This is a genomic window from Variovorax paradoxus, from assembly GCF_022009635.1.
Lineage (GTDB): Bacteria > Pseudomonadota > Gammaproteobacteria > Burkholderiales > Burkholderiaceae_C > Variovorax.
This window is the reverse complement of sequence record NZ_CP091716.1, coordinates 1898394-1915675: the sequence shown is the minus strand read 5'-3', so window position 1 is coordinate 1915675 and position 17282 is coordinate 1898394. Positions and strand designations below refer to the sequence as shown.

21 protein-coding genes are annotated in these 17282 nt (G+C 67.0%); 2 read left to right on the top strand and 19 right to left on the bottom strand.

Annotated features, from left to right (window positions below; translation table 11 throughout):
* Positions 1–93: 93 nt before the first annotated feature.
* Both L3V85_RS08940 and L3V85_RS08935 read left to right on the top strand, forming a co-directional pair.
* The gene (locus L3V85_RS08940) at positions 94–1401 is read left to right on the top strand and encodes a dicarboxylate/amino acid:cation symporter (protein WP_237678960.1); all 1308 of its coding nucleotides are present in this window, start codon (positions 94–96) and stop codon (positions 1399–1401) included.
* A 14-nt stretch (positions 1402–1415) separates the two neighbouring features.
* Positions 1416–2306: an amino acid ABC transporter substrate-binding protein gene (locus L3V85_RS08935; RefSeq protein WP_237678959.1), complete on the top strand. Its 891-nt coding sequence runs from the start codon at positions 1416–1418 to the stop codon at positions 2304–2306.
* A 21-nt stretch (positions 2307–2327) separates the two neighbouring features.
* Here L3V85_RS08935 and L3V85_RS08930 read toward each other — a convergent pair whose 3' ends face one another.
* From L3V85_RS08930 to L3V85_RS08840, 19 genes are all read right to left on the bottom strand, one after another.
* Positions 2328–3500, bottom strand: coding sequence for an AAA family ATPase (locus L3V85_RS08930; protein WP_237678958.1), 1173 nt, complete (start codon positions 3498–3500; stop codon positions 2328–2330).
* A 34-nt stretch (positions 3501–3534) separates the two neighbouring features.
* A complete protein-coding gene (gene hisA / locus L3V85_RS08925) occupies positions 3535–4275 on the bottom strand; it encodes a 1-(5-phosphoribosyl)-5-[(5-phosphoribosylamino)methylideneamino]imidazole-4-carboxamide isomerase (protein WP_237678957.1) in 741 nt (246 codons plus the stop codon).
* A 63-nt stretch (positions 4276–4338) separates the two neighbouring features.
* Positions 4339–4995, bottom strand: coding sequence for an imidazole glycerol phosphate synthase subunit HisH (hisH, locus tag L3V85_RS08920; RefSeq protein ID WP_237678956.1), 657 nt, complete (start codon positions 4993–4995; stop codon positions 4339–4341).
* Positions 4996–5014: 19 nt separating this feature from the next.
* Entirely contained in the window at positions 5015–5632 is a 618-nt protein-coding gene (gene hisB / locus L3V85_RS08915) for an imidazoleglycerol-phosphate dehydratase HisB (protein ID WP_237678955.1), read from the bottom strand.
* Positions 5629–6720, bottom strand: a complete 1092-nt coding sequence (hisC, locus tag L3V85_RS08910; protein WP_237678954.1) for a histidinol-phosphate transaminase — start codon at positions 6718–6720, stop codon at positions 5629–5631. Before hisC ends, hisB begins: the two co-directional genes overlap by 4 nt.
* Positions 6717–7067, bottom strand: coding sequence for a hypothetical protein (locus L3V85_RS08905; protein WP_237678953.1), 351 nt, complete (start codon positions 7065–7067; stop codon positions 6717–6719). The genes hisC and L3V85_RS08905 overlap by 4 nt, the downstream gene beginning before the upstream one ends.
* 10 nt (positions 7068–7077) lie before the next feature.
* Entirely contained in the window at positions 7078–7890 is an 813-nt protein-coding gene (locus L3V85_RS08900; protein ID WP_237678952.1) for a hypothetical protein, read from the bottom strand.
* Between the two features lie 32 nt (positions 7891–7922).
* A complete protein-coding gene (hisD, locus tag L3V85_RS08895; protein WP_237678951.1) occupies positions 7923–9245 on the bottom strand; it encodes a histidinol dehydrogenase in 1323 nt (440 codons plus the stop codon).
* A gap of 20 nt (positions 9246–9265) precedes the next feature.
* Positions 9266–9907 carry an ATP phosphoribosyltransferase gene (gene hisG, locus L3V85_RS08890; protein ID WP_081266450.1) on the bottom strand — a complete coding sequence of 214 codons (642 nt, stop codon included), beginning with the start codon at positions 9905–9907 and terminating at the stop codon, positions 9266–9268.
* Positions 9904–11196: a UDP-N-acetylglucosamine 1-carboxyvinyltransferase gene (gene murA / locus L3V85_RS08885; RefSeq protein WP_237678950.1), complete on the bottom strand. Its 1293-nt coding sequence runs from the start codon at positions 11194–11196 to the stop codon at positions 9904–9906. The genes hisG and murA overlap by 4 nt, the downstream gene beginning before the upstream one ends.
* Positions 11197–11237: 41 nt before the next feature.
* The gene (locus tag L3V85_RS08880) at positions 11238–11480 is read right to left on the bottom strand and encodes a BolA family protein (protein ID WP_007835251.1); all 243 of its coding nucleotides are present in this window, start codon (positions 11478–11480) and stop codon (positions 11238–11240) included.
* A 20-nt stretch (positions 11481–11500) separates the two neighbouring features.
* Entirely contained in the window at positions 11501–12265 is a 765-nt protein-coding gene (locus tag L3V85_RS08875; RefSeq protein WP_237678949.1) for an ABC transporter permease, read from the bottom strand.
* Positions 12262–13209, bottom strand: a complete 948-nt coding sequence (locus L3V85_RS08870) for an ABC transporter ATP-binding protein (RefSeq protein ID WP_237678948.1) — start codon at positions 13207–13209, stop codon at positions 12262–12264. The genes L3V85_RS08875 and L3V85_RS08870 overlap by 4 nt, the downstream gene beginning before the upstream one ends.
* A 33-nt stretch (positions 13210–13242) precedes the next feature.
* Positions 13243–13518, bottom strand: coding sequence for an STAS domain-containing protein (locus L3V85_RS08865; RefSeq protein ID WP_237678947.1), 276 nt, complete (start codon positions 13516–13518; stop codon positions 13243–13245).
* Between the two features lie 10 nt (positions 13519–13528).
* A complete protein-coding gene (locus L3V85_RS08860) occupies positions 13529–14185 on the bottom strand; it encodes an MlaC/ttg2D family ABC transporter substrate-binding protein (RefSeq protein ID WP_237678946.1) in 657 nt (218 codons plus the stop codon).
* 165 nt (positions 14186–14350) lie between these two features.
* Positions 14351–15097 (bottom strand): MlaA family lipoprotein, encoded by a 747-nt coding sequence (locus L3V85_RS08855; RefSeq protein WP_237678945.1) that lies wholly within the window; start codon positions 15095–15097, stop codon positions 14351–14353.
* On the bottom strand, positions 15094–15585 hold the full coding sequence (gene mlaD, locus L3V85_RS08850; protein ID WP_237678944.1) for an outer membrane lipid asymmetry maintenance protein MlaD: 492 nt from the start codon (positions 15583–15585) through the stop codon (positions 15094–15096). The genes L3V85_RS08855 and mlaD overlap by 4 nt, the downstream gene beginning before the upstream one ends.
* A 38-nt stretch (positions 15586–15623) precedes the next feature.
* A complete protein-coding gene (gene mlaE / locus L3V85_RS08845) occupies positions 15624–16406 on the bottom strand; it encodes a lipid asymmetry maintenance ABC transporter permease subunit MlaE (protein ID WP_237678943.1) in 783 nt (260 codons plus the stop codon).
* Positions 16403–17230: an ABC transporter ATP-binding protein gene (locus L3V85_RS08840; RefSeq protein WP_237678942.1), complete on the bottom strand. Its 828-nt coding sequence runs from the start codon at positions 17228–17230 to the stop codon at positions 16403–16405. The genes mlaE and L3V85_RS08840 overlap by 4 nt, the downstream gene beginning before the upstream one ends.
* Between the last annotated feature and the right edge of the window lie 52 nt (positions 17231–17282).

The window sequence follows — 17282 nt, the reverse complement described above, 5'->3', positions numbered from 1 at the left end:
TGGAATTGGGCCTCTGGAGCCATTGCGTGCCATGGGGCTTCTTCGATACCCTGTGGCCGAAGAAATACTCATACACGACAAAAGGGGATACGCATGAAAAAGAAGCTGCCGATGGCCGCCTGGATCCTGATCGCCATGGTCCTGGGCATCCTCGTGGGCTACATGATCTTCACAAGCTTTCCGGACAAGAAAGCCGCCAAGGAGATCGCCGACTACGTCTCCATTGTCTCGGACGTGTTCCTGCGCCTGATCAAGATGCTGATCGGCCCGCTGGTGTTCTCCACGCTGGTGGTGGGCATCGCGCACATGGGCGACGCCAAGTCGGTCGGCCGCGTGTTCGGCAAGGCCATCGGCTGGTTCCTCACGGCCTCGCTGATCTCGCTGGTGATCGGCCTGATCATGGCCAACCTGCTCAAGCCCGGCGAGAACCTGGGCCTGCCGCTGCCCGACATCGGCGCCTCGGCCAACCTCGCGACTTCCAAGTTCACGCTGAAGGACTTCGTGAGCCACACGGTGCCCAAGTCCTTTGTCGAGGCCATGGCCAACAACGAGATCCTGCAGATCGTGGTGTTCTCGATGTTCTTCGGCGTGGCGCTCGCCTCGCTGGGCGACAAGGCCAAGACGCTGGTGGCGGCCATCGAGGAGCTGTCGCACGCCATGCTCAAGATCACCGGCTACGTCATGAAGCTCGCGCCGCTCGCGGTGCTGGCGGCCATGGCCGCCACGGTGGCCGTGAACGGGCTGGGCATCCTGATCAAGTTCGCGGTGTTCATGGGCGACTTCTATCTGGGCCTGTTCGTGCTGTGGAGCGTGCTGACGCTGGCGGGCTTCCTGTTCCTCGGCCCGCGCGTGTTCAAGCTGCTGGTGCTCATCAAGGAAGCCTTCCTGCTGTCCTTTGCCACGGCCAGTTCCGAGGCGGCCTACCCCAAGATCCTGCAGGCGCTCGACCGCTTCGGCGTGAAACGCAAGATCTCGAGCTTCGTGATGCCCATGGGCTACTCGTTCAACCTCGACGGCTCCATGATGTACTGCACCTTTGCCGTGCTCTTCATCGCACAGGCCTACAACATCCACATGCCGATCAGCACGCAGGTCACGATGCTGCTGATCCTGATGCTCACCTCCAAGGGCATGGCCGGCGTGCCGCGTGCCTCGCTGGTGGTGATCGCCGCCACGCTGAACCACTTCGACATTCCGGAGGCCGGCCTGCTGCTGATCCTGGGCGTGGACACCTTCCTCGACATGGGCCGCTCGGCCACCAACGCGGTGGGCAACTCCATCGCCACCGCCGTGGTTGCCAAGTGGGAAGGCGAACTGCTCTCCGAGAGAGACGCCGAGATCAACGCCAAGGCGCTCGACGAAGAGGCCAGCGCCACCCTCGCCCATCCGGCGCACGCATGAGCCAAGGCGCCATCATGAAGCGCATCGCCGGCCTGCTGCTCGCAACCGTGACGCTGGCCACGGCGGCCGTTGCCGCCCAGGCGCAGGAACTCATCGGCACGCTGGCCAAGGCACGCGCCAGCGGCACCATCGCCATCGGCTACCGCGAGTCGTCGGTGCCGTTCTCGTTCCTCAACACGCGCAAGGAACCCATCGGCTATTCGATCGAACTGTGCCGCTCGCTGGTGAGCGCCATCGAAGACGCGGTGAACAAGAGCCTCGCCATCCAGTGGGTGCCCGTCACGTCCGACTCGCGCATCGACGCGGTCGTGAGCGGCAAGGTCGACCTGGAATGCGGCTCGACCACCAACAACCTCGAGCGCCAGAAGCGCGTGAGCTTCTCGCCGACCATGTTCGTCTCCGGCACCAAGGTGCTGGTGCGCAAGGGCTCGCCCATCAAGTCGTTCCGCGACCTCGCGGGCAGGAAGGTGGCGGTGACGGCCGGCACCACCAACGAGAAGACGCTGCGCGACCTGTCGGCGAAGTTCAAGCTCGGCATCGACTTGCTGGTGGCGCGTGACCACGCGGAGTCGTTCGGGCTCGTGAAGAGCGGCCAGGCCGACGCCTTCGCGACCGACGATGTGCTGCTCTACGGCCTGATCGCCCAGGACGCGGCCAAGGCCGACTACGAGGTGGTCGGCGACTTTCTCTCCTACGACCCCTACGGGATCATGTACCGCAAGGACGACCCGCAACTGAACAAGGTGGTCATCGATGCCTTCCAGGTGCTCGCGGAAGACGGCGAGATCGAGCGGCAGTACAAGCGCTGGTTCCTGCGCAAGCTGCCGACCGGGGAGAGCATCAACCTGCCGATGAGCGCGCAGCTGGAGACGATCATCCAGACGATGTCGGTGAAGGCCGAGTAGGCCTTCGCCAGGCGGCAGCCGTCACCGTGCCGGCCACTCCCAGCGCGGAATCTCGCTCATGTCGAGGTTGGCGATGCGCGTCTCGCCGAACCGCTTCTCCAGCACCACGGGCTGCACGCCGTCGCTGTCCTCCAGCGCGGCAATCAGCCGCGCGGCGTGCGACACCACGATCACCTGCGAGCCGCGCGCGGCCTGCGCGATGAGGCGGCCGAGGGCCGGCAGGAGGTCGGGGTGAAGGCTGGTCTCGGGCTCGTTGAGCACCAGCAGCGCGGGTGGACGCGGCGTGAGCAGCGCCGCGATCCACAGCAGGTAGCGCAGCGTGCCGTCGGACAGCTCGGCGGCCGTCAGGGGCCTGAGCAGGCCGTGCTGATGCATCAGCGTCTCGAAGCGGTCGCCGGACGCACGCACCTCGATGCTTGCGCCCGGAAAGGCGTCGTCCACCGCGCGGTCGAGGGCGCCGCCGTCGCCGATCTCGCGGATGGTCTGCAGCGCCGCTGCCAGGTCGGCGCCGTCGTTGGCCAGCACCGGCGTGCGGGTGCCGAGCTGCGGTTGGCGCGCGGGCGCCTCGGCGTCGGAGCGGAAGTGGTCGTAGAAGCGCCATGAGCGCATCTGCTCGCGCAGCGTGAGCATCTCCGGCGCGTCGCGCGGGTCGGCGTGCTCGGTCATCATGCTGGCGAAGGCCGGAATCGGCCGGCCCACGGCCTGCCAGCCCTTGCCCTCACGCAGGCGCAGCGCGGCGCCCTTGCGGTCGACCAGTTGCGTCGACAGCCGCAGCAAGGGGCCGCTCCAGATAGCCTCGTGCTTGATTTCGGGGTCGTGCGAGAAGGCAGTCGACGGAATCGGCGGCGGCAGGCCGATGTCGATGGCATAGCCGAAGTCTTCGGCCGTGGTACCGGCAAAGCCGAGCTGGAGAGCCACCGGCTCGCTGCGCGTGGTGCCCTGCACCGGCATCTCGCCGCGCAGCATGGCGGCCGAGAAGCGCTCGGGCCCTGCCCACAGCGTGGAAGACAGGCCGCCCTCGCGCACCAGCGAACGGATCACCCCGCCGTTGGCGATGTCGGCCAGCAGGCGCATCGCCCGGTACACGCTCGACTTGCCGCTGCCGTTGGCCCCGGTCACGACCGTGAGCCGGCCCAGCGGCACCGTCAGTTGCCGCAGCGAGCGGTAGTTGGCAATGGCGAGCGCGGAAAGCACGCGCTGCAGGGCCTGGCCTAAAGGTGGGAAGGCGTCAGGCGGCCAGTTCGTCCGCGCGGGCCTGCGCGGCGGCGAAGTCGAGGTCGCCCGAGTAGATGGCGCGGCCGCAGATCACACCCTCGATGCCGTCCGACTCGACCGCGCAGAGCTGGTCGATGTCGGCCATGTTCGACAGGCCGCCCGAGGCGATCACCGGAATGGTCAGCGCCTGCGCGAGCCGCACGGTGGCCTCGATGTTGATGCCCGACAGCATGCCGTCGCGGCCGATGTCGGTATAGATGATCGACTCGACGCCGTAGTCCTCGAACTTCTTGCCCAGGTCGGCCACCTCGTGGCCCGTGAGCTTGCTCCAGCCGTCGGTGGCGACCTTGCCGTCCTTGGCGTCCAGGCCCACGATGATGTGGCCGCCGAAGGCGCTGCAGGCGTCTTTCAGGAAACCGGGGTTCTTGACCGCGGCGGTGCCGATGATCACGTAGCGCAGGCCGTCGTCGATGTAGCGCTCGATGGTGTCGAGGTCGCGGATGCCGCCGCCGAGCTGCACCGGAATGTCGTCGCCCACCTCTTTAAGGATTGCCTTGATCGCCGCGTGGTTCTGCGGCTTGCCGGCGAAGGCGCCATTCAGATCGACCAGGTGCAGCCGACGTGCGCCGGCCTCGACCCATTTGCGGGCCATGGCGGCGGGGTCTTCGCTGAAGACAGTGGACTGGTCCATGTCGCCCTGTTTGAGGCGAACGCAGTGGCCGTCTTTGAGATCAATGGCGGGAATGAGGAGCATGGAAGTGACGCGAGTGAGCGGAATCCGGGCTGTGAAAGGTTCGGCCCGGTCGGAAAAATGGGTTCAGGGGTTCCAGTGGAGGAAGTTGCGATAGAGCTGCAGCCCGTGGTCCGCACTCTTCTCCGGGTGGAACTGGGTAGCAAAAATGTTATCGCGTGCGATGGCTGCGGTAAAGCTCGCGCCGTAATCGGCCTCGCCCACGCTGTGCCGGGCGTCGGCCGGCCGGGCGTAGAAGCTGTGCACGAAATAGAAGTAGCTCAGGTCGGGAATACCCGCCCACACCGCATGCGGCCGGGCCTGGCGCACCTGGTTCCAGCCCATCTGCGGCACCTTGAATCGGCTGCCGTCGGCCTGCAGCCGCCCGGCCAGGTCGAACTTGACGACCTCGCCCGGAATGAGGCCGAGGCCCTCGGTCGGGCCCTCGTCGCTGCGCGACAGCATCATCTGCATGCCCACGCACACGCCGAACAGCGGCTTGCTGGCCGCCGCCTCGAGCACCGATTCCTGCAGGCCGGAGTCGCGCAGCTCGCGCATGCAGTCGGGCATGGCGCCCTGCCCCGGTAGCACCACGCGGGTGGCCTTGCGGACCACGTCCGGGTCGGAGGTGACGAACACCTCCACGCCCACCTGGTCGGCCGCATGGCGCACGGCCTGCGACACCGAATGCAGGTTGCCCATGCCGTAGTCGACGACGGCAACGGTATTTGCTACAGATTTCATAGCTGATGGACGACCGCGTTCAGAGCGAGCCCTTGGTCGAGGGGATGACGCCGACGGAACGCGGGTCCAGCTCGAGCGCGCCGCGCATGGCGCGCGCGAAGGCCTTGAAGACGGTCTCGCACTGGTGGTGCGCATTGACGCCCTTGAGGTTGTCGATGTGCAGCGTGACGAAGGCGTGGTTCACGAAGCCCTGGAAGAACTCGTAGGTGAGCTGGCTGTCGAAGGTGCCGATCATCCCGCTGGTGAAGGGCACGTGCATCACGAGGCCGGGGCGGCCCGAGAAGTCGATGACGACGCGGCTCAGGGCTTCGTCGAGCGGCACGTAGGCATGGCCGTAGCGGCGGATGCCCTTCTTGTCGCCGATGGCCTTGGCCACGGCCTGCCCCAGCGTGATGCCGACGTCTTCCACCGTGTGGTGGCCGTCGATGTGCAGGTCGCCCTGGCAGTCGATGTCGAGGTCGATCAGCCCGTGGCGGGCGATCTGGTCGAGCATGTGGTCGAAGAAGCCGATGCCGGTGGAGAGCTTGGCCTTGCCGGTGCCGTCGAGGTTGACGGTGACGGTGATCTTCGTTTCGGCGGTGTTGCGGGTGACGGACGCGATGCGGTCGCCGCTGTCCTGGCTGGTGGGGGTGGTCATAGTGAGGCTTCGAGCGCCGCGAGCATCCGCGCATTCTCGTCGGCCGTTCCGACGGTGAGGCGCAGGCAGTTTGCGAGCAGTTCGTGCATTTTAGAAACGTTCTTCACCAGAACCCCGCGAGCCTTCATGCCTTCGAAGGTCTTGGCGGCATCGGGCACGCGCAAGAGGATCATGTTGGCGTCGCTGGGCCAGGTCTTGACGCCCGGCAGGCGGCCGAGCCCGGTCATGAGGCGCTCGCGCTCCTCGCGGATCTGGCGGGCCTGGGCCTCGAACACCTCGGTGTGCTCCAGCGCGAACAGCGCGCACTCGCAGTTGAGCACGCTGATGTTGTAGGGCGGGCGCACCTTGTCGATCTCGGCGACCAGCGCGGCCGGCCCCATCAGGTAGCCCAGCCGGATGCCGGCCAGGCCGAACTTGCTGAGCGTGCGCATCAGCAGCACATGGCGGTGCCGGGCCAGCCGGTCGATGTAGCTGCGCGCGGCAAAGGGCTGGTAGGCCTCGTCGATCACCACCAGGCCGCCCTGCGCGCCCTGGGCCTCGACGATCTTCTCGACGACGGCGTCGTTCCAGAGGTTGGCGGTCGGGTTGTTCGGGTAGGCCAGGTAGACGATGGCGGGCTTATCGCGCGCGATGGCGGCCAGCATGGCGGCCTCGTCGAGCTCGAAATCGGCCGTGAGCGGCACGCCGACGAACTTCAGGCCCTGCAGCTGCGCGCTCATGGCGTACATGACGAAGCCGGGCACCGGCGCCAGCACCGTCGCGCCGGGCAGGTCGCAGGCAATGGCCAGCAGCGAGATCAGCTCGTCCGAACCGTTGCCCAGCATCAGCGCGAAGCCTTCGGGCATCTGCGCGTGGGCCGCCAGCGCGCGCTGCAGCTCGGCGCCGCGGTCGCCCGGATAGCGGTTGAGCGCCAGCGCGCCCAGGCGGGCGCCCAGCTCGGCCTGCAGCGCGAGCGGCAGGCCGAAGGGGTTTTCCATCGCGTCGAGCTTGATGAGGCCGCGCGCGTCCTGTACCGCATAGGCATGCATGGACCGTACGTCGGAGCGGATGCGGTCGAGCGGCGGGCGGGCGGATTCGGGAGCGGTCATTTCGTGCAGCGGTAGCTGTTCTTCAGGGCGCCGGCCATGACCAGTTGCACTGGCATGTCGGCTTCGTAACTGTCGGCGTTGCGGCTCAGCTCGGTCTGGTAGAGCGAGCGGGCCATGGAGGGCTCGAGGCGGCGCCCCTCGACGCAGAACACGGGCTTCTGCCCGTTGCGCTGCGACGATTCGACGCCTTCGCGCAGGCCTTCCAGCACGCCCACGAGGTAATAGCCGGCATAGGCCTTGCCGTCCTTCTCGCTGGCCTCGAGCGTGCGCAGTTCGCGGATGCTCATGGCCTGCGCGCCGGTGGCGGCAGCCAGCGCGAGCAGCAGGAAGGCGGCAACACGTTTCATGGCGGCAGCGTCACTGGCGATAGCGCGGCGGCGGCGCGTAAGTGCCGTCGGCCGGGAAGGCACTGGGCTGCGACGGCGATGCGTCACGGCGCTGGCGGCGCGGCACGTTGCGCTGCTCCAGCTCGAACAGCGCGGCGCCGATCACGCCGATGTTGCGCACGTCACCGGCTTCGGTGTTGGCGGCATAGGCGCGCCCGGGCGTGGCGAAGCGGAAGGCGGCGACCTCGTTCTGGCTCTTGCGGAAGCCCTCGATGGTCAGCGCCTGCATCGGGCCCAGCACGTAGCCGCCGTTGCGCAGGCTGCCGGGCTTACCGTTGAGCACGTCCAGGCCGTCGACCGTGGCAATCACCTCGTAGCTGCGCTCGCTCAGGTTGCGAAAGCGCAGCGTGTAGCGCGAGCCCTCGATGCCGGCAAGGCGGAAGGTGTCGTCGCCGCCGCTGCCCCGGCGGGCGCGCTGCAGCGGCAGCGGGCTGCCGCTCTCGTCGAGCACCGACCATTCGACATCGCCGTCTGCCAGCAGCAGGTTCAGGCGGCGTTCGGGGTTGTTGCCCACCGCGCGGCGCACGGCGGAGGCTTCGTTGTAGCCCAGCGAGGCCATGTCGTCCGGCTGCTCGGACAGGCGCTTGGCGGCGACCTCGCGGGTCTTCGATTCGAGGCCCTCGCCCCACTGGGTGCCGAGCCGCGGCGCGGGCGCTGCCGCGCTGGGCGCGGTGCTGGTGGTGACCGCCTGCGGCATCTGGCTGCAGGCGGCAAGCAATGCCGCACCGGCGACGATGCCCGTGGCGAACTTGAAAAGACGCGAACGATAGAGACGATCAATCATCTTGCTGGCTCCTCCCGGAGGGTTGTGGAGCCTCAGATCTTACGCAGGCGCATTCGCGCGGCCTCGGCGTGCGCCTGCAGGCCCTCGCCCTCGGCCAGGGTGACGGCGATCGGGCCGAGCACCTGGGCGCCGGCCTCGCTGACCTCGATCAGGCTGGAGCGCTTCTGGAAGTCGTAGACGCCCAGAGGGCTCGAGAAACGCGCCGTGCCGCTGGTGGGCAGCACGTGGTTGGGGCCGGCGCAGTAGTCGCCCAGGCTTTCGCTGGTGAAGGCGCCCAGGAAGATCGCGCCGGCGTGGCGCAGCAGCGGCTCCCAGCGGTCCGGCTGGCTGCTGCTCACTTCCAGATGCTCGGGGGCGATGCGGTTGCTGATCTCGCAGGCCTCTTCCATGCTCTTCGTGTGGATCAGCGCGCCGCGGCCGTTGAGCGAGGCGGCGATGATTTCCGCGCGCGGCATGGCCGGCAGCAAGCGGTCGATCTCGGCCTGCACGCGGTCGATGTAGGCCGCGTCGGGGCACAGCAGGATGCTCTGGGCCAGCTCGTCGTGCTCGGCCTGGCTGAACAGGTCCATGGCCACCCAATCGGGCGGCGTGCTGCCGTCGGCCAGCACCAGGATCTCGCTCGGGCCGGCGATCATGTCGATGCCCACGGTGCCGAACACGCGGCGCTTGGCGGCGGCCACGTAGGCGTTGCCTGGGCCGGTGATCTTGTCGACGGCGGGCACGGTGGCGGTGCCGTAGGCCAGCGCGGCCACGGCCTGGGCGCCGCCGATGGTGAAGCCGCGCGTCACGCCGGCCACGTAGGCGGCGGCGAGCACGAGCTGGTTCTTCTCGCCCTTGGGGGTGGGCACGACCATGATGATCTCGCCCACGCCCGCGACGTGCGCGGGAATGGCGTTCATCAGCACGCTCGACGGGTAGGCGGCCTTGCCGCCCGGTACGTAGATGCCGACGCGGTCGAGCGGCGTGACCTTCTGGCCGAGCAGCGTGCCGTCGGCGTCGCGGTAGCTCCAGCTCTCGCCGCTGGCCTTCTTCTGGGCCTCGTGGTAGCTGCGCACGCGGCGCGCGGCGGCTTCGAGCGCGTCGCGCTGCGCGGCGGGCAGCGATTCGAAGGCGGCCTTCAGCTCGGCCTGGGTGAGTTCCAGCTCGGGCAGCGTCTTCGCATCCAGCTTGTCGAAGCGGTTGGTGTACTCCAGCACCGCCTCGTCGCCGCGCTTGCGCACATCGGCGAGGATGTCGGCCACCACCTTCTCGATGGCCGCGTCGTCGTCCGCGGACCAATGCAGCCGCGCCTTGAATTCAGCGTCGAAGCTGGCTGAAGTCGTGGACAGTCGGGCGGGGGCTGCTTTCAGAGTCATGTGCGTGGAGTGGGTGGGTTTCAGGAGGACGGAATGGCGGACGCGAACGCGTCGATGATGTGACGGATGGGCTCGCGCTTGAGCTTGAGCGCCGCCTGGTTCACCACGAGGCGGGCGCTGATGTCCATGATGCGTTCCACCTCGACGAGGTGGTTGGCCTTGAGCGTGTTGCCGGTGGAGACCAGGTCGACGATGGCATCGGCCAGGCCCGTGAGCGGCGCCAGTTCCATGCTGCCGTAGAGCTTGATCAGGTCGACGTGCACGCCCTTGCTCGCGAAGAAGTCGCGCGCCAGGCCCACGTACTTGGTGGCCACGCGCAGGCGCGAGCCCTGCTTCACTGCAGAGGCGTAGTCGTAGTCGGCGCGCACGGCCACGCTCAGGCGGCAGGCCGCGATGCGCAGATCCAGCGGCTGGTACATGCCCTGGTTGCCGTTCTCCAGCAGCACGTCGAGCCCGGTCACGCCGAGGTCCGCACCGCCGTACTGCACGTAGGTGGGCACGTCGGAAGCGCGCACCAGCACCACGCGCACGTCGGGACGGGTGGTTTCGAGAATCAGCTTGCGCGACTTCTCGGGGTCTTCGGTGACCTCGATGCCGGCCGCGGCCAGCAGGGGCATCGTCTCTTCGAAGATGCGGCCTTTGGAAAGAGCCAAAGTGATCATGCGGCGGCGGCTCCGGTCAGTCGTTCGATATCGGCCCCCAGGCCGCGCAGCTTGGATTCCATGCGGTCGTAGCCCCGGTCCAGGTGGTAGATGCGGTCGACCAGCGTCTCGCCCTCGGCCACGAGGCCGGCAATGACGAGGCTGGCGGAGGCGCGCAGGTCGGTGGCCATCACGGTGGCGCCCGACAGTTGCCGCACGCCGTTGACCATCGCGACCTTGCCTTCGACATGGATGTGGGCACCCAGGCGCACCATCTCGTTCACGTGCATGAAGCGGTTCTCGAAGATGGTTTCGGTGACCATCGAGGCGCCGCGCGCGATCACGTTCAGGGCCATGAACTGGGCCTGCATGTCGGTCGGGAAGCCGGGGTATTCGGTGGTGCTGAAGCTCTGCGCCTTCAGGTGTTCGTAGGCGGGGCCCCTGGAGCCGATGCGCACGCCGTCTTTTTCGCAGGAAACGGTGCAGCCCGCGTCGCGAAGCTTGTCGATCACGGCGTCGAGGTGGTCGCCGCGCGCGTGGCGCAGGAAGGCCTCGCCACCCGTGGCCGCGACGGCGCACAGGAAGGTTCCGGCCTCGATGCGGTCGGCCACCACGGCGTGCTCGCAGCCGTGCAGCTTCTCGACGCCCTGCACGCGGATGTGGCTGGTGCCGTGGCCTTCGATCTTCGCGCCCATGCGGATCAGCATTTCGGCCAGGTCGACGATCTCGGGCTCCTGCGCGGCGTTCTCGAGCAGCGTTTCGCCCTCGGCCAGCGCGGCGGCCATGAGGAAATTCTCGGTGCCGGTGACGGTGACCATGTCGGTCAGGATGCGCGCGCCCTTCAGGCGGGTGCGGCCTTCCGGCAGGCGCGCGACCATGTAGCCGTGCTCGACCACGATCTCCGCGCCCATGGCCTGCAGGCCCTTGATGTGCTGGTCGACCGGCCGCGAGCCGATGGCGCAGCCGCCCGGCAACGACACCTTGGCATGGCCGAAGCGCGCCAGCAGCGGGCCCAGGGCCAGCACGGAGGCCCGCATGGTCTTCACCAGTTCGTAGGGGGCTTCGGGGTTGGTCAGGTCGGCGGCGTTCAGGCGCACCGTGCCGTTGTCGTCGCGCTCGGCCGTCACGCCCATGTTGCGCACCAGCTTGAGCATGGTCGACACGTCCTGCAGGCGGGGCACGTTGTGCAGCACCACGGGCTGGTCGGTCAGCAGCGCCGCGCACAACTCGGGCAGCGCGGCGTTCTTGGCGCCGGAAATGAGTACTTCGCCGCGGAGCTCTCGCCCGCCGCGAATCAGAAGTTTGTCCATCGAAGTTCCAGCGAAATCAGGGCCCCTGCAGGGGCGAAACGTTATTTTTCCACCGCCGCCCATTCGGCCGGCGTGTAGGTCTTCATCGAAAGCGCATGCACCTCGTCGGTATGCATTTTCGCACCGAGGGTGGCGTAGACCCGCTGATGGCGCTGGATCGCGCGCTTGCCCTCGAATTCGGCCGAGACGATGGTGGCGTACCAATGTCGGCCGTCGCCCTCGAGCGTGATGTGCTCGCAAGGGAGGTGGGACTGGATCAGGGCCTGGAGTTGTTCGGCGGTCATGGGGTCTGGAAAAGAGGCGTTCAGCCTCGGATTTTGTAGCCGATTCGAAGCAGGTGGACGGCGATGGCGCTCACCACCAGCCAGGCGGTGCCGACGATGCCCAGGCTGAGCCAGGGCGAGGCGTCGCTGACACCGAAGAAACCGTAGCGGAAGCCGTCGATCATGTAGAAGAACGGGTTCAGGTGGCTCACCTTCTGCCAGAACGGCGGCAGCGAGCCGATCGAATAGAACACGCCCGACAGGAAGGTCATGGGCATGATCAGGAAATTCTGGAACACCGCCATCTGGTCGAACTTCTCGGCCCAGAGCCCGGCGATGAGGCCCAGCGTGCCCAGCATGGCCGCGCCCAGCAGCGCGAACACGATGATCCACAGCGGCGCCACGAAGTCGGGCACGGCGAAGAGCATGGTCACCAGGAACACGCCCAGCCCCACGGCCAGCCCGCGGATGATGGAGGAGCCCACGTAGGCGAAGAACCAGCCCCAGTGCGACAGCGGCGTGAGCAGCACGAACACCAGGTTGCCCATGATCTTGCTCTGGATGATCGACGACGAGCTGTTGGCGAAGGCGTTCTGCAGCACGCTCATCATCACGAGGCCGGGCACCAGGAAGGCCGTGTAGCCGACCGTGCCGTAGACCGTCACGCGGCCTTCGAGCACATGGCCGAACACCATGAGGTACAGCAGCGCGGTGAGCACCGGCGCGCCGACGGTCTGGAAACCGACCTTCCAGAAGCGCAGCGTTTCCTTGTAGAGCAGCGCGCGCCACCCGGTTACCGCCATCATCTCGCGACCTCCAGCGGCGTCTGCTCGCCCGCCATCAGGTCGATGAACACGTCTTCCAGGTCGGCCTTGCGCATTTCCACGTCTTCCACCGCGACGCCGGCTTCGCGGATCGCGGCCAGCAGTTGTTCGACTTCATGGGCGTTCTGCGCCGGCAGCTGCACGATGCGCCCGGTGATGCGCGCGTTCTTCGCGATCTCCCAGGGCAGCATGGCGTCCGTCTTGAACCGCAGCACGTTGCTCGAGGCGGCCTTCAGCAGGTCGCCGGTGCGAGCCAGGGCGATCACTTTGCCCAGCTTGAGCATGGCGATGCGGCTGCACAGGGCCTCGGCTTCCTCGAGGTAATGGGTGGTCAGCAGCACGGTACTGCCCTGCTTGTTGAGGCGGGCGACGAACTGCCAGAGCGTCTGGCGCAGCTCGACGTCGACACCGGCGGTAGGCTCGTCGAGCACGATCACCGGCGGCTTGTGCACCAGCGCCTGCGCCACCAGCACCCGGCGCTTCATGCCGCCCGAGAGCTGACGCATGTTGGCCGTGGCCTTGTCGGCAAGGCCCAGGCTCTGCAGCAGCTCGTCGATCCAGGCTTCGTTGTTCTTGATGCCGAAGTAACCCGACTGGATGCGCAGCGACTCGCGCACATTGAAGAAGGGGTCGAAAACCAGCTCCTGCGGCACGATGCCCAGCTGGCGGCGTGCCTCGGCGTAGTCGCGCTGCACGTCGAAGCCGTGGACGCTGACGGTGCCCGACGTCGGGCGCGAAAGCCCCGCGAGCATGCTGATCAGCGAGGTCTTGCCGGCACCGTTCGGGCCGAGCAGGCCGAAGAATTCACCCGGCTCGATCTGGAAGCTGACCTCGTCGACCGCCTTCAGCCCTTGCTTGCCTTGGGCTTTCTGCTGCTTGGAGGGGGGGTAGGTCTTGGAGACCGATTGGAATGAGATCGCGGGCATGGGAGCCCGCGATTTTACGGGGCTGTTACTTTTTCAGGGCGCGGCGGGCAAAAGGCCCGCAACGCCGTACAAGGTGGCCAGTTCGCGCAGGCGCGGCGACAGGCCCTTGACCGAGAAACCCCGGCCCAGCGCGCTCGATTCGCGGCGGCACTCCAGCAGCACGGCCAGCGCCGACGAATCGAACTGGGCCAGCGCGGTCGCGTCGACCACGGTGGACGACGAATCGGTCTGGCCCTTGAGCCCCTGCTGCAGCATGCGCATGCAGGCGGGGGCCTCGTCATGGGTGAGCCGGGTGGGCAGGACCAACATCGCGCGGCCCTCAGCCCTTGGCGTTGCCCTTGTTGCGCGCGGCCAGCGCGGAGATCAGGCCATCGATGCCGCTCTTGTTGATTTCCTGCGCGAACTGGGTGCGGTAGGTATCGACCAGCCACACGCCCAGCACGTTCAGGTTGTAGACCTTCCAGCCGGCGCCCTGGCCGGGGGTCTTTTCAAGGCGGTAGTCGAGCTGGACCGGGTCGCCGCGGCCACGGACCTCGGTGCGCACCAGCACGTCGGTGTCATCGGGCGAACCGCGGAACGGACGGATCGTGACGGTCTGGTCGGTCACTTGGTCGAGCGCGCCGGCATAGGTGCGCACCAGCAGGGTCTTGAATTCGTCCTGCAGACGCTTTTGCTGCTCGGGCGTGGCGGTGCGCCATGCCGGGCCGACGGCCGATGCCGTCATGCGCTGGAAGTTGACGTTCGGCATGATCTTGCTGTCGACCAGCAGCATGATCTTGTTGACGTCGCCGGCCTTGATGGTCGGGTCGGACTTGATGGTCTCGAGCACGTCGGTCGAGAGGCGCTTCACCAGCGCGTCGGGCGTTTCGTCCGCGGCGCGCGCGGGCTGGACGAAGGCGACAGCGGCACCGAACAGCAGGGCACCGGCCAGCACCAGGCGGCCCAGATCGCGTCGTTGCAAGGTCTTGTTGTTCATGGAGAGTCCCTCGGTCAAGTTTGAAAATCTGCGAAGCACGTCAAAGCAGCGATGTGCTGAGACAGGAACGGATTCGAGCGGCACCGGGCCGACCAGGTTCCTGTCCGGGAGGTGAAGCCTTGCAACCGGATGCAAGCGGCCAAGCCTCCCATGCACACCGTACGCTTACTTTCCGCTGCCGTCGTCGGGCGGATTGCCGTCGTAGATCTGGTTGCGGCGGCGCTGCAGGAACGCGTCGCGCGTGAATGAATACTTGTCGAGCGCCGCATCGCCGAGCGGGCGGCTGGCCCGCAGGTACTGTGAGCGGGTGTCGACCACGCGCAGCACGGTCAGCGAATTGCGCCAGGGGATGTCGTGCACGTGGTTCAGCGGGTCGCCGTAGAAGTCCAGCGGCTTGGCGGCGGCATCGCGCACGGTCGACGAGCCCAGCAGCGGCAGCACGAGGTACGGGCCGGGGCCCACGCCCCAGTAGCCGAGCGTCTGGCCGAAGTCCTTCTCGTGGCGTTGAATGCCCGCTTCGGTCGCGACATCCAGCAGGCCGCCGAGGCCGAAGAAGGTGTTGACGTTCAGGCGCATGAAGGTCTCTGCGCTGTCCTGCAGCTTGAGCTGGGCCACGTTGTTGGCCAGGCTCCAGACGTCGCCGATGTTGCCGAAGAAGTTGTTCACGCCGGTACGCACCATCGAGGGCAATACCTTCTGGTAGGCGGTAGCCGCGGGAACGAGCACCGCGTCGTCGACGGTGTCGTTGAAGCGGGTGACACCGCGGTTGAACGGCTCGAGCGGGTCGGCCGGATTGGCGTTGGGGCCGGTGGCGCATCCGGCCACGAGCGCGAAGACCGCCGCGGCACTTGCCCAGCGTACGCCGCCACCCATGCGGTGCACGGCGTTTGACAGATTTGATCGTGTTTTCATTTTTTGTTGGCTGTTCCAGGCGACGACGTATTACCTTCCGCCGCCTTGCTGTACAGGAACTGACTGATCAGGTTCTCCAGCACCACGGCCGACTGGGTCGCGGTAACGGTATCGCCTGCCTGCAAGTTCTTGTCGTCGGCGCCCGCCTCGATCCCGATGTACTGCTCGCCGAGCAGACCACTGGTCAGGATCTTCAGAGAGCTGTCCTTGGGAAAACTGTAACGGTTTTGCAAAGCCAGTGTGACGTTGGCCTGAAAGGTCTTGTCGTTGAAGGAAATCGACTCCACGCGGCCGACCACCACCCCGGCGCTCTTGACCGCGGTCTGGGGCTTGAGCCCGCCGATGTTGTCGAAGCGTGCCGTCACCGAATAGGTCTTCTGGAAGTTCAGGCTCAGCAGGTTGGCCGACTGCAGCGCGAGAAACAGCAGCGCCGCCGCGCCGATCAGGACGAACAGGCCGACCCAGATGTCGTTGTTGGAACGTTGCATGGTTTGCACTCTCTAGAACGATTGGGGCCCGGCCCCTTTTAGATACTGAACATCATGGCGGTGAGCAGGAAGTCCAGCCCCAGTACCGCCAAAGACGCCGTGACCACGGTCTTGGTGGTCGCCCGAGACACGCCTTCGGGCGTGGGCTGGGCTTCATAGCCCTGCAGCAGCGCGATGAAGGTAACGGTGAAGCCGAACACGATGCTCTTGATGACGCCGTTGCCGACGTCGCGCCACACGTCGACGCCGCCTTGCATCTGGCCCCAGAACGCGCCCGGGTCGACACCCAGCATCAGCACGCCCACCACGTAGCCGCCCATGATGCCGACCGCGCTGAACACCGCCGCCAGCAGGGGCATGGTGATGACACCGGCCCAGAAGCGCGGCGCGAGGATGCGCTGCACGGGGTCGACCGCCATCATTTCCATCGCGCTCAATTGCTCGTCGGCCTTCATGAGCCCGATTTCCGCGGTGAGCGAAGTACCGGCGCGGCCGGTGAACAGCAGCGCCGCCACCACGGGCCCGAGCTCGCGCACCAGGCTCAGCGTGACCAGCAGGCCGAGCGCCTCCGACGAGCCGTACCGCTGCAGCGCGTAATACATCTGCAGCCCCAGCACGAAGCCCACGAACAGCCCCGACACGCCGATGATCGCGAGCGAGTAGTTGCCCAAAAAATGGATCTGGTCGCGCACCAGCCCGAAGCGCCGCATGATCCGCGCGCCGGGACCGACCAGGCGCATGAAGAGCTTTGCGCCGTAGCCCAGGTTGGCCAGATGGCGGCGCACCGCGAAGCCGACATCGGCAGGCTTCCACCAACTCATGAGCGGCCCCCTTCGACATTGCCGAAATCCGCTTCGATGCTGACGCCGGGGTAGTGGAAGCGCACCGGCCCGTCGGGCAGCGCGTTCACGAACTGGTGCACCAGCGGATCGGCGCTGTTGCGCACATCGTCGGGCACGCCCTGCGCGGCGATGCCGCCGTTGGCCAGGATGATCACGTGGTCGGCGATGCGGAAGGTTTCCTCGAGGTCGTGCGACACGATGATGCTGGTGAGACCGAGCGTGTCGTTGAGCTGCCGGATCAGCCGCGCGGCAGTGCCCAGCGAGATCGGGTCGAGCCCGGCGAAGGGTTCGTCGTACATCACGAGGTCGGGGTCCAGGGCGATCGCACGCGCCAGTGCCACGCGCCGCGCCATGCCGCCCGACACCTCGCTGGGCATCAGGTCGCGCGCGCCGCGCAGGCCGACCGCGTCGAGCTTCATGAGCACGATGTCGCGCACCAGCGCTTCGGAGAGTTGTGTGTGCTCACGCAGTGGGAAAGCCACGTTGTCGAACACGCTCATGTCGGTGAACAGCGCACCGAACTGGAAGAGCATGCCCATGCGCCGGCGCGCCGCATAGAGCGCCGCCGCGTCGAACCTGACGACGTCCTGACCATCGAACAGGACCGCGCCGCGTTGCGCGCGCTGCTGCCCGCCGATCAATCGCAGGACCGTGGTCTTGCCGCCACCCGATGCGCCCATGAGCGCCGTCACCTTGCCGCGCGGCACGGAGAAAGACACGCCATCGAGGATGGCGCGCGCACCGTAGCCGAACGTGACGTCGCGAAACTCTACGAAGGGATGTGGCTGTGTGGCTGGGTCCATCTCAATAAAAAAGCCGGGGCGCTCTTTCAAGCATCCCGGCGTGCGGTTTTGC

What these genes read in the sequence shown, in the direction of transcription:
- L3V85_RS08865 (WP_237678947.1), bottom strand. Translation starts at nt 13,518, where the DNA reads ATGTTGGTCCTGCCCACCCGGCTCACCCATGACGAGGCCCCCGCCTGC.
- hisA (WP_237678957.1), bottom strand. Translation starts at nt 4,275, where the DNA reads ATGCTCCTCATTCCCGCCATTGATCTCAAAGACGGCCACTGCGTTCGC.
- L3V85_RS08855 (WP_237678945.1), bottom strand. Translation starts at nt 15,097, where the DNA reads ATGAAAACACGATCAAATCTGTCAAACGCCGTGCACCGCATGGGTGGC.
- L3V85_RS08875 (WP_237678949.1), bottom strand. Translation starts at nt 12,265, where the DNA reads ATGATGGCGGTAACCGGGTGGCGCGCGCTGCTCTACAAGGAAACGCTG.
- mlaE (WP_237678943.1), bottom strand. Translation starts at nt 16,406, where the DNA reads ATGAGTTGGTGGAAGCCTGCCGATGTCGGCTTCGCGGTGCGCCGCCAT.
- hisB (WP_237678955.1), bottom strand. Translation starts at nt 5,632, where the DNA reads ATGACCACCCCCACCAGCCAGGACAGCGGCGACCGCATCGCGTCCGTC.
- hisC (WP_237678954.1), bottom strand. Translation starts at nt 6,720, where the DNA reads ATGACCGCTCCCGAATCCGCCCGCCCGCCGCTCGACCGCATCCGCTCC.
- hisH (WP_237678956.1), bottom strand. Translation starts at nt 4,995, where the DNA reads ATGAAATCTGTAGCAAATACCGTTGCCGTCGTCGACTACGGCATGGGC.
- hisG (WP_081266450.1), bottom strand. Translation starts at nt 9,907, where the DNA reads ATGATCACTTTGGCTCTTTCCAAAGGCCGCATCTTCGAAGAGACGATG.
- L3V85_RS08935 (WP_237678959.1), top strand. Translation starts at nt 1,416, where the DNA reads ATGAAGCGCATCGCCGGCCTGCTGCTCGCAACCGTGACGCTGGCCACG.
- mlaD (WP_237678944.1), bottom strand. Translation starts at nt 15,585, where the DNA reads ATGCAACGTTCCAACAACGACATCTGGGTCGGCCTGTTCGTCCTGATC.
- murA (WP_237678950.1), bottom strand. Translation starts at nt 11,196, where the DNA reads ATGGACAAACTTCTGATTCGCGGCGGGCGAGAGCTCCGCGGCGAAGTA.
- L3V85_RS08880 (WP_007835251.1), bottom strand. Translation starts at nt 11,480, where the DNA reads ATGACCGCCGAACAACTCCAGGCCCTGATCCAGTCCCACCTCCCTTGC.
- L3V85_RS08940 (WP_237678960.1), top strand. Translation starts at nt 94, where the DNA reads ATGAAAAAGAAGCTGCCGATGGCCGCCTGGATCCTGATCGCCATGGTC.
- L3V85_RS08900 (WP_237678952.1), bottom strand. Translation starts at nt 7,890, where the DNA reads ATGATTGATCGTCTCTATCGTTCGCGTCTTTTCAAGTTCGCCACGGGC.
- L3V85_RS08870 (WP_237678948.1), bottom strand. Translation starts at nt 13,209, where the DNA reads ATGCCCGCGATCTCATTCCAATCGGTCTCCAAGACCTACCCCCCCTCC.
- L3V85_RS08860 (WP_237678946.1), bottom strand. Translation starts at nt 14,185, where the DNA reads ATGAACAACAAGACCTTGCAACGACGCGATCTGGGCCGCCTGGTGCTG.
- L3V85_RS08905 (WP_237678953.1), bottom strand. Translation starts at nt 7,067, where the DNA reads ATGAAACGTGTTGCCGCCTTCCTGCTGCTCGCGCTGGCTGCCGCCACC.
- L3V85_RS08840 (WP_237678942.1), bottom strand. Translation starts at nt 17,230, where the DNA reads ATGGACCCAGCCACACAGCCACATCCCTTCGTAGAGTTTCGCGACGTC.
- hisD (WP_237678951.1), bottom strand. Translation starts at nt 9,245, where the DNA reads ATGACTCTGAAAGCAGCCCCCGCCCGACTGTCCACGACTTCAGCCAGC.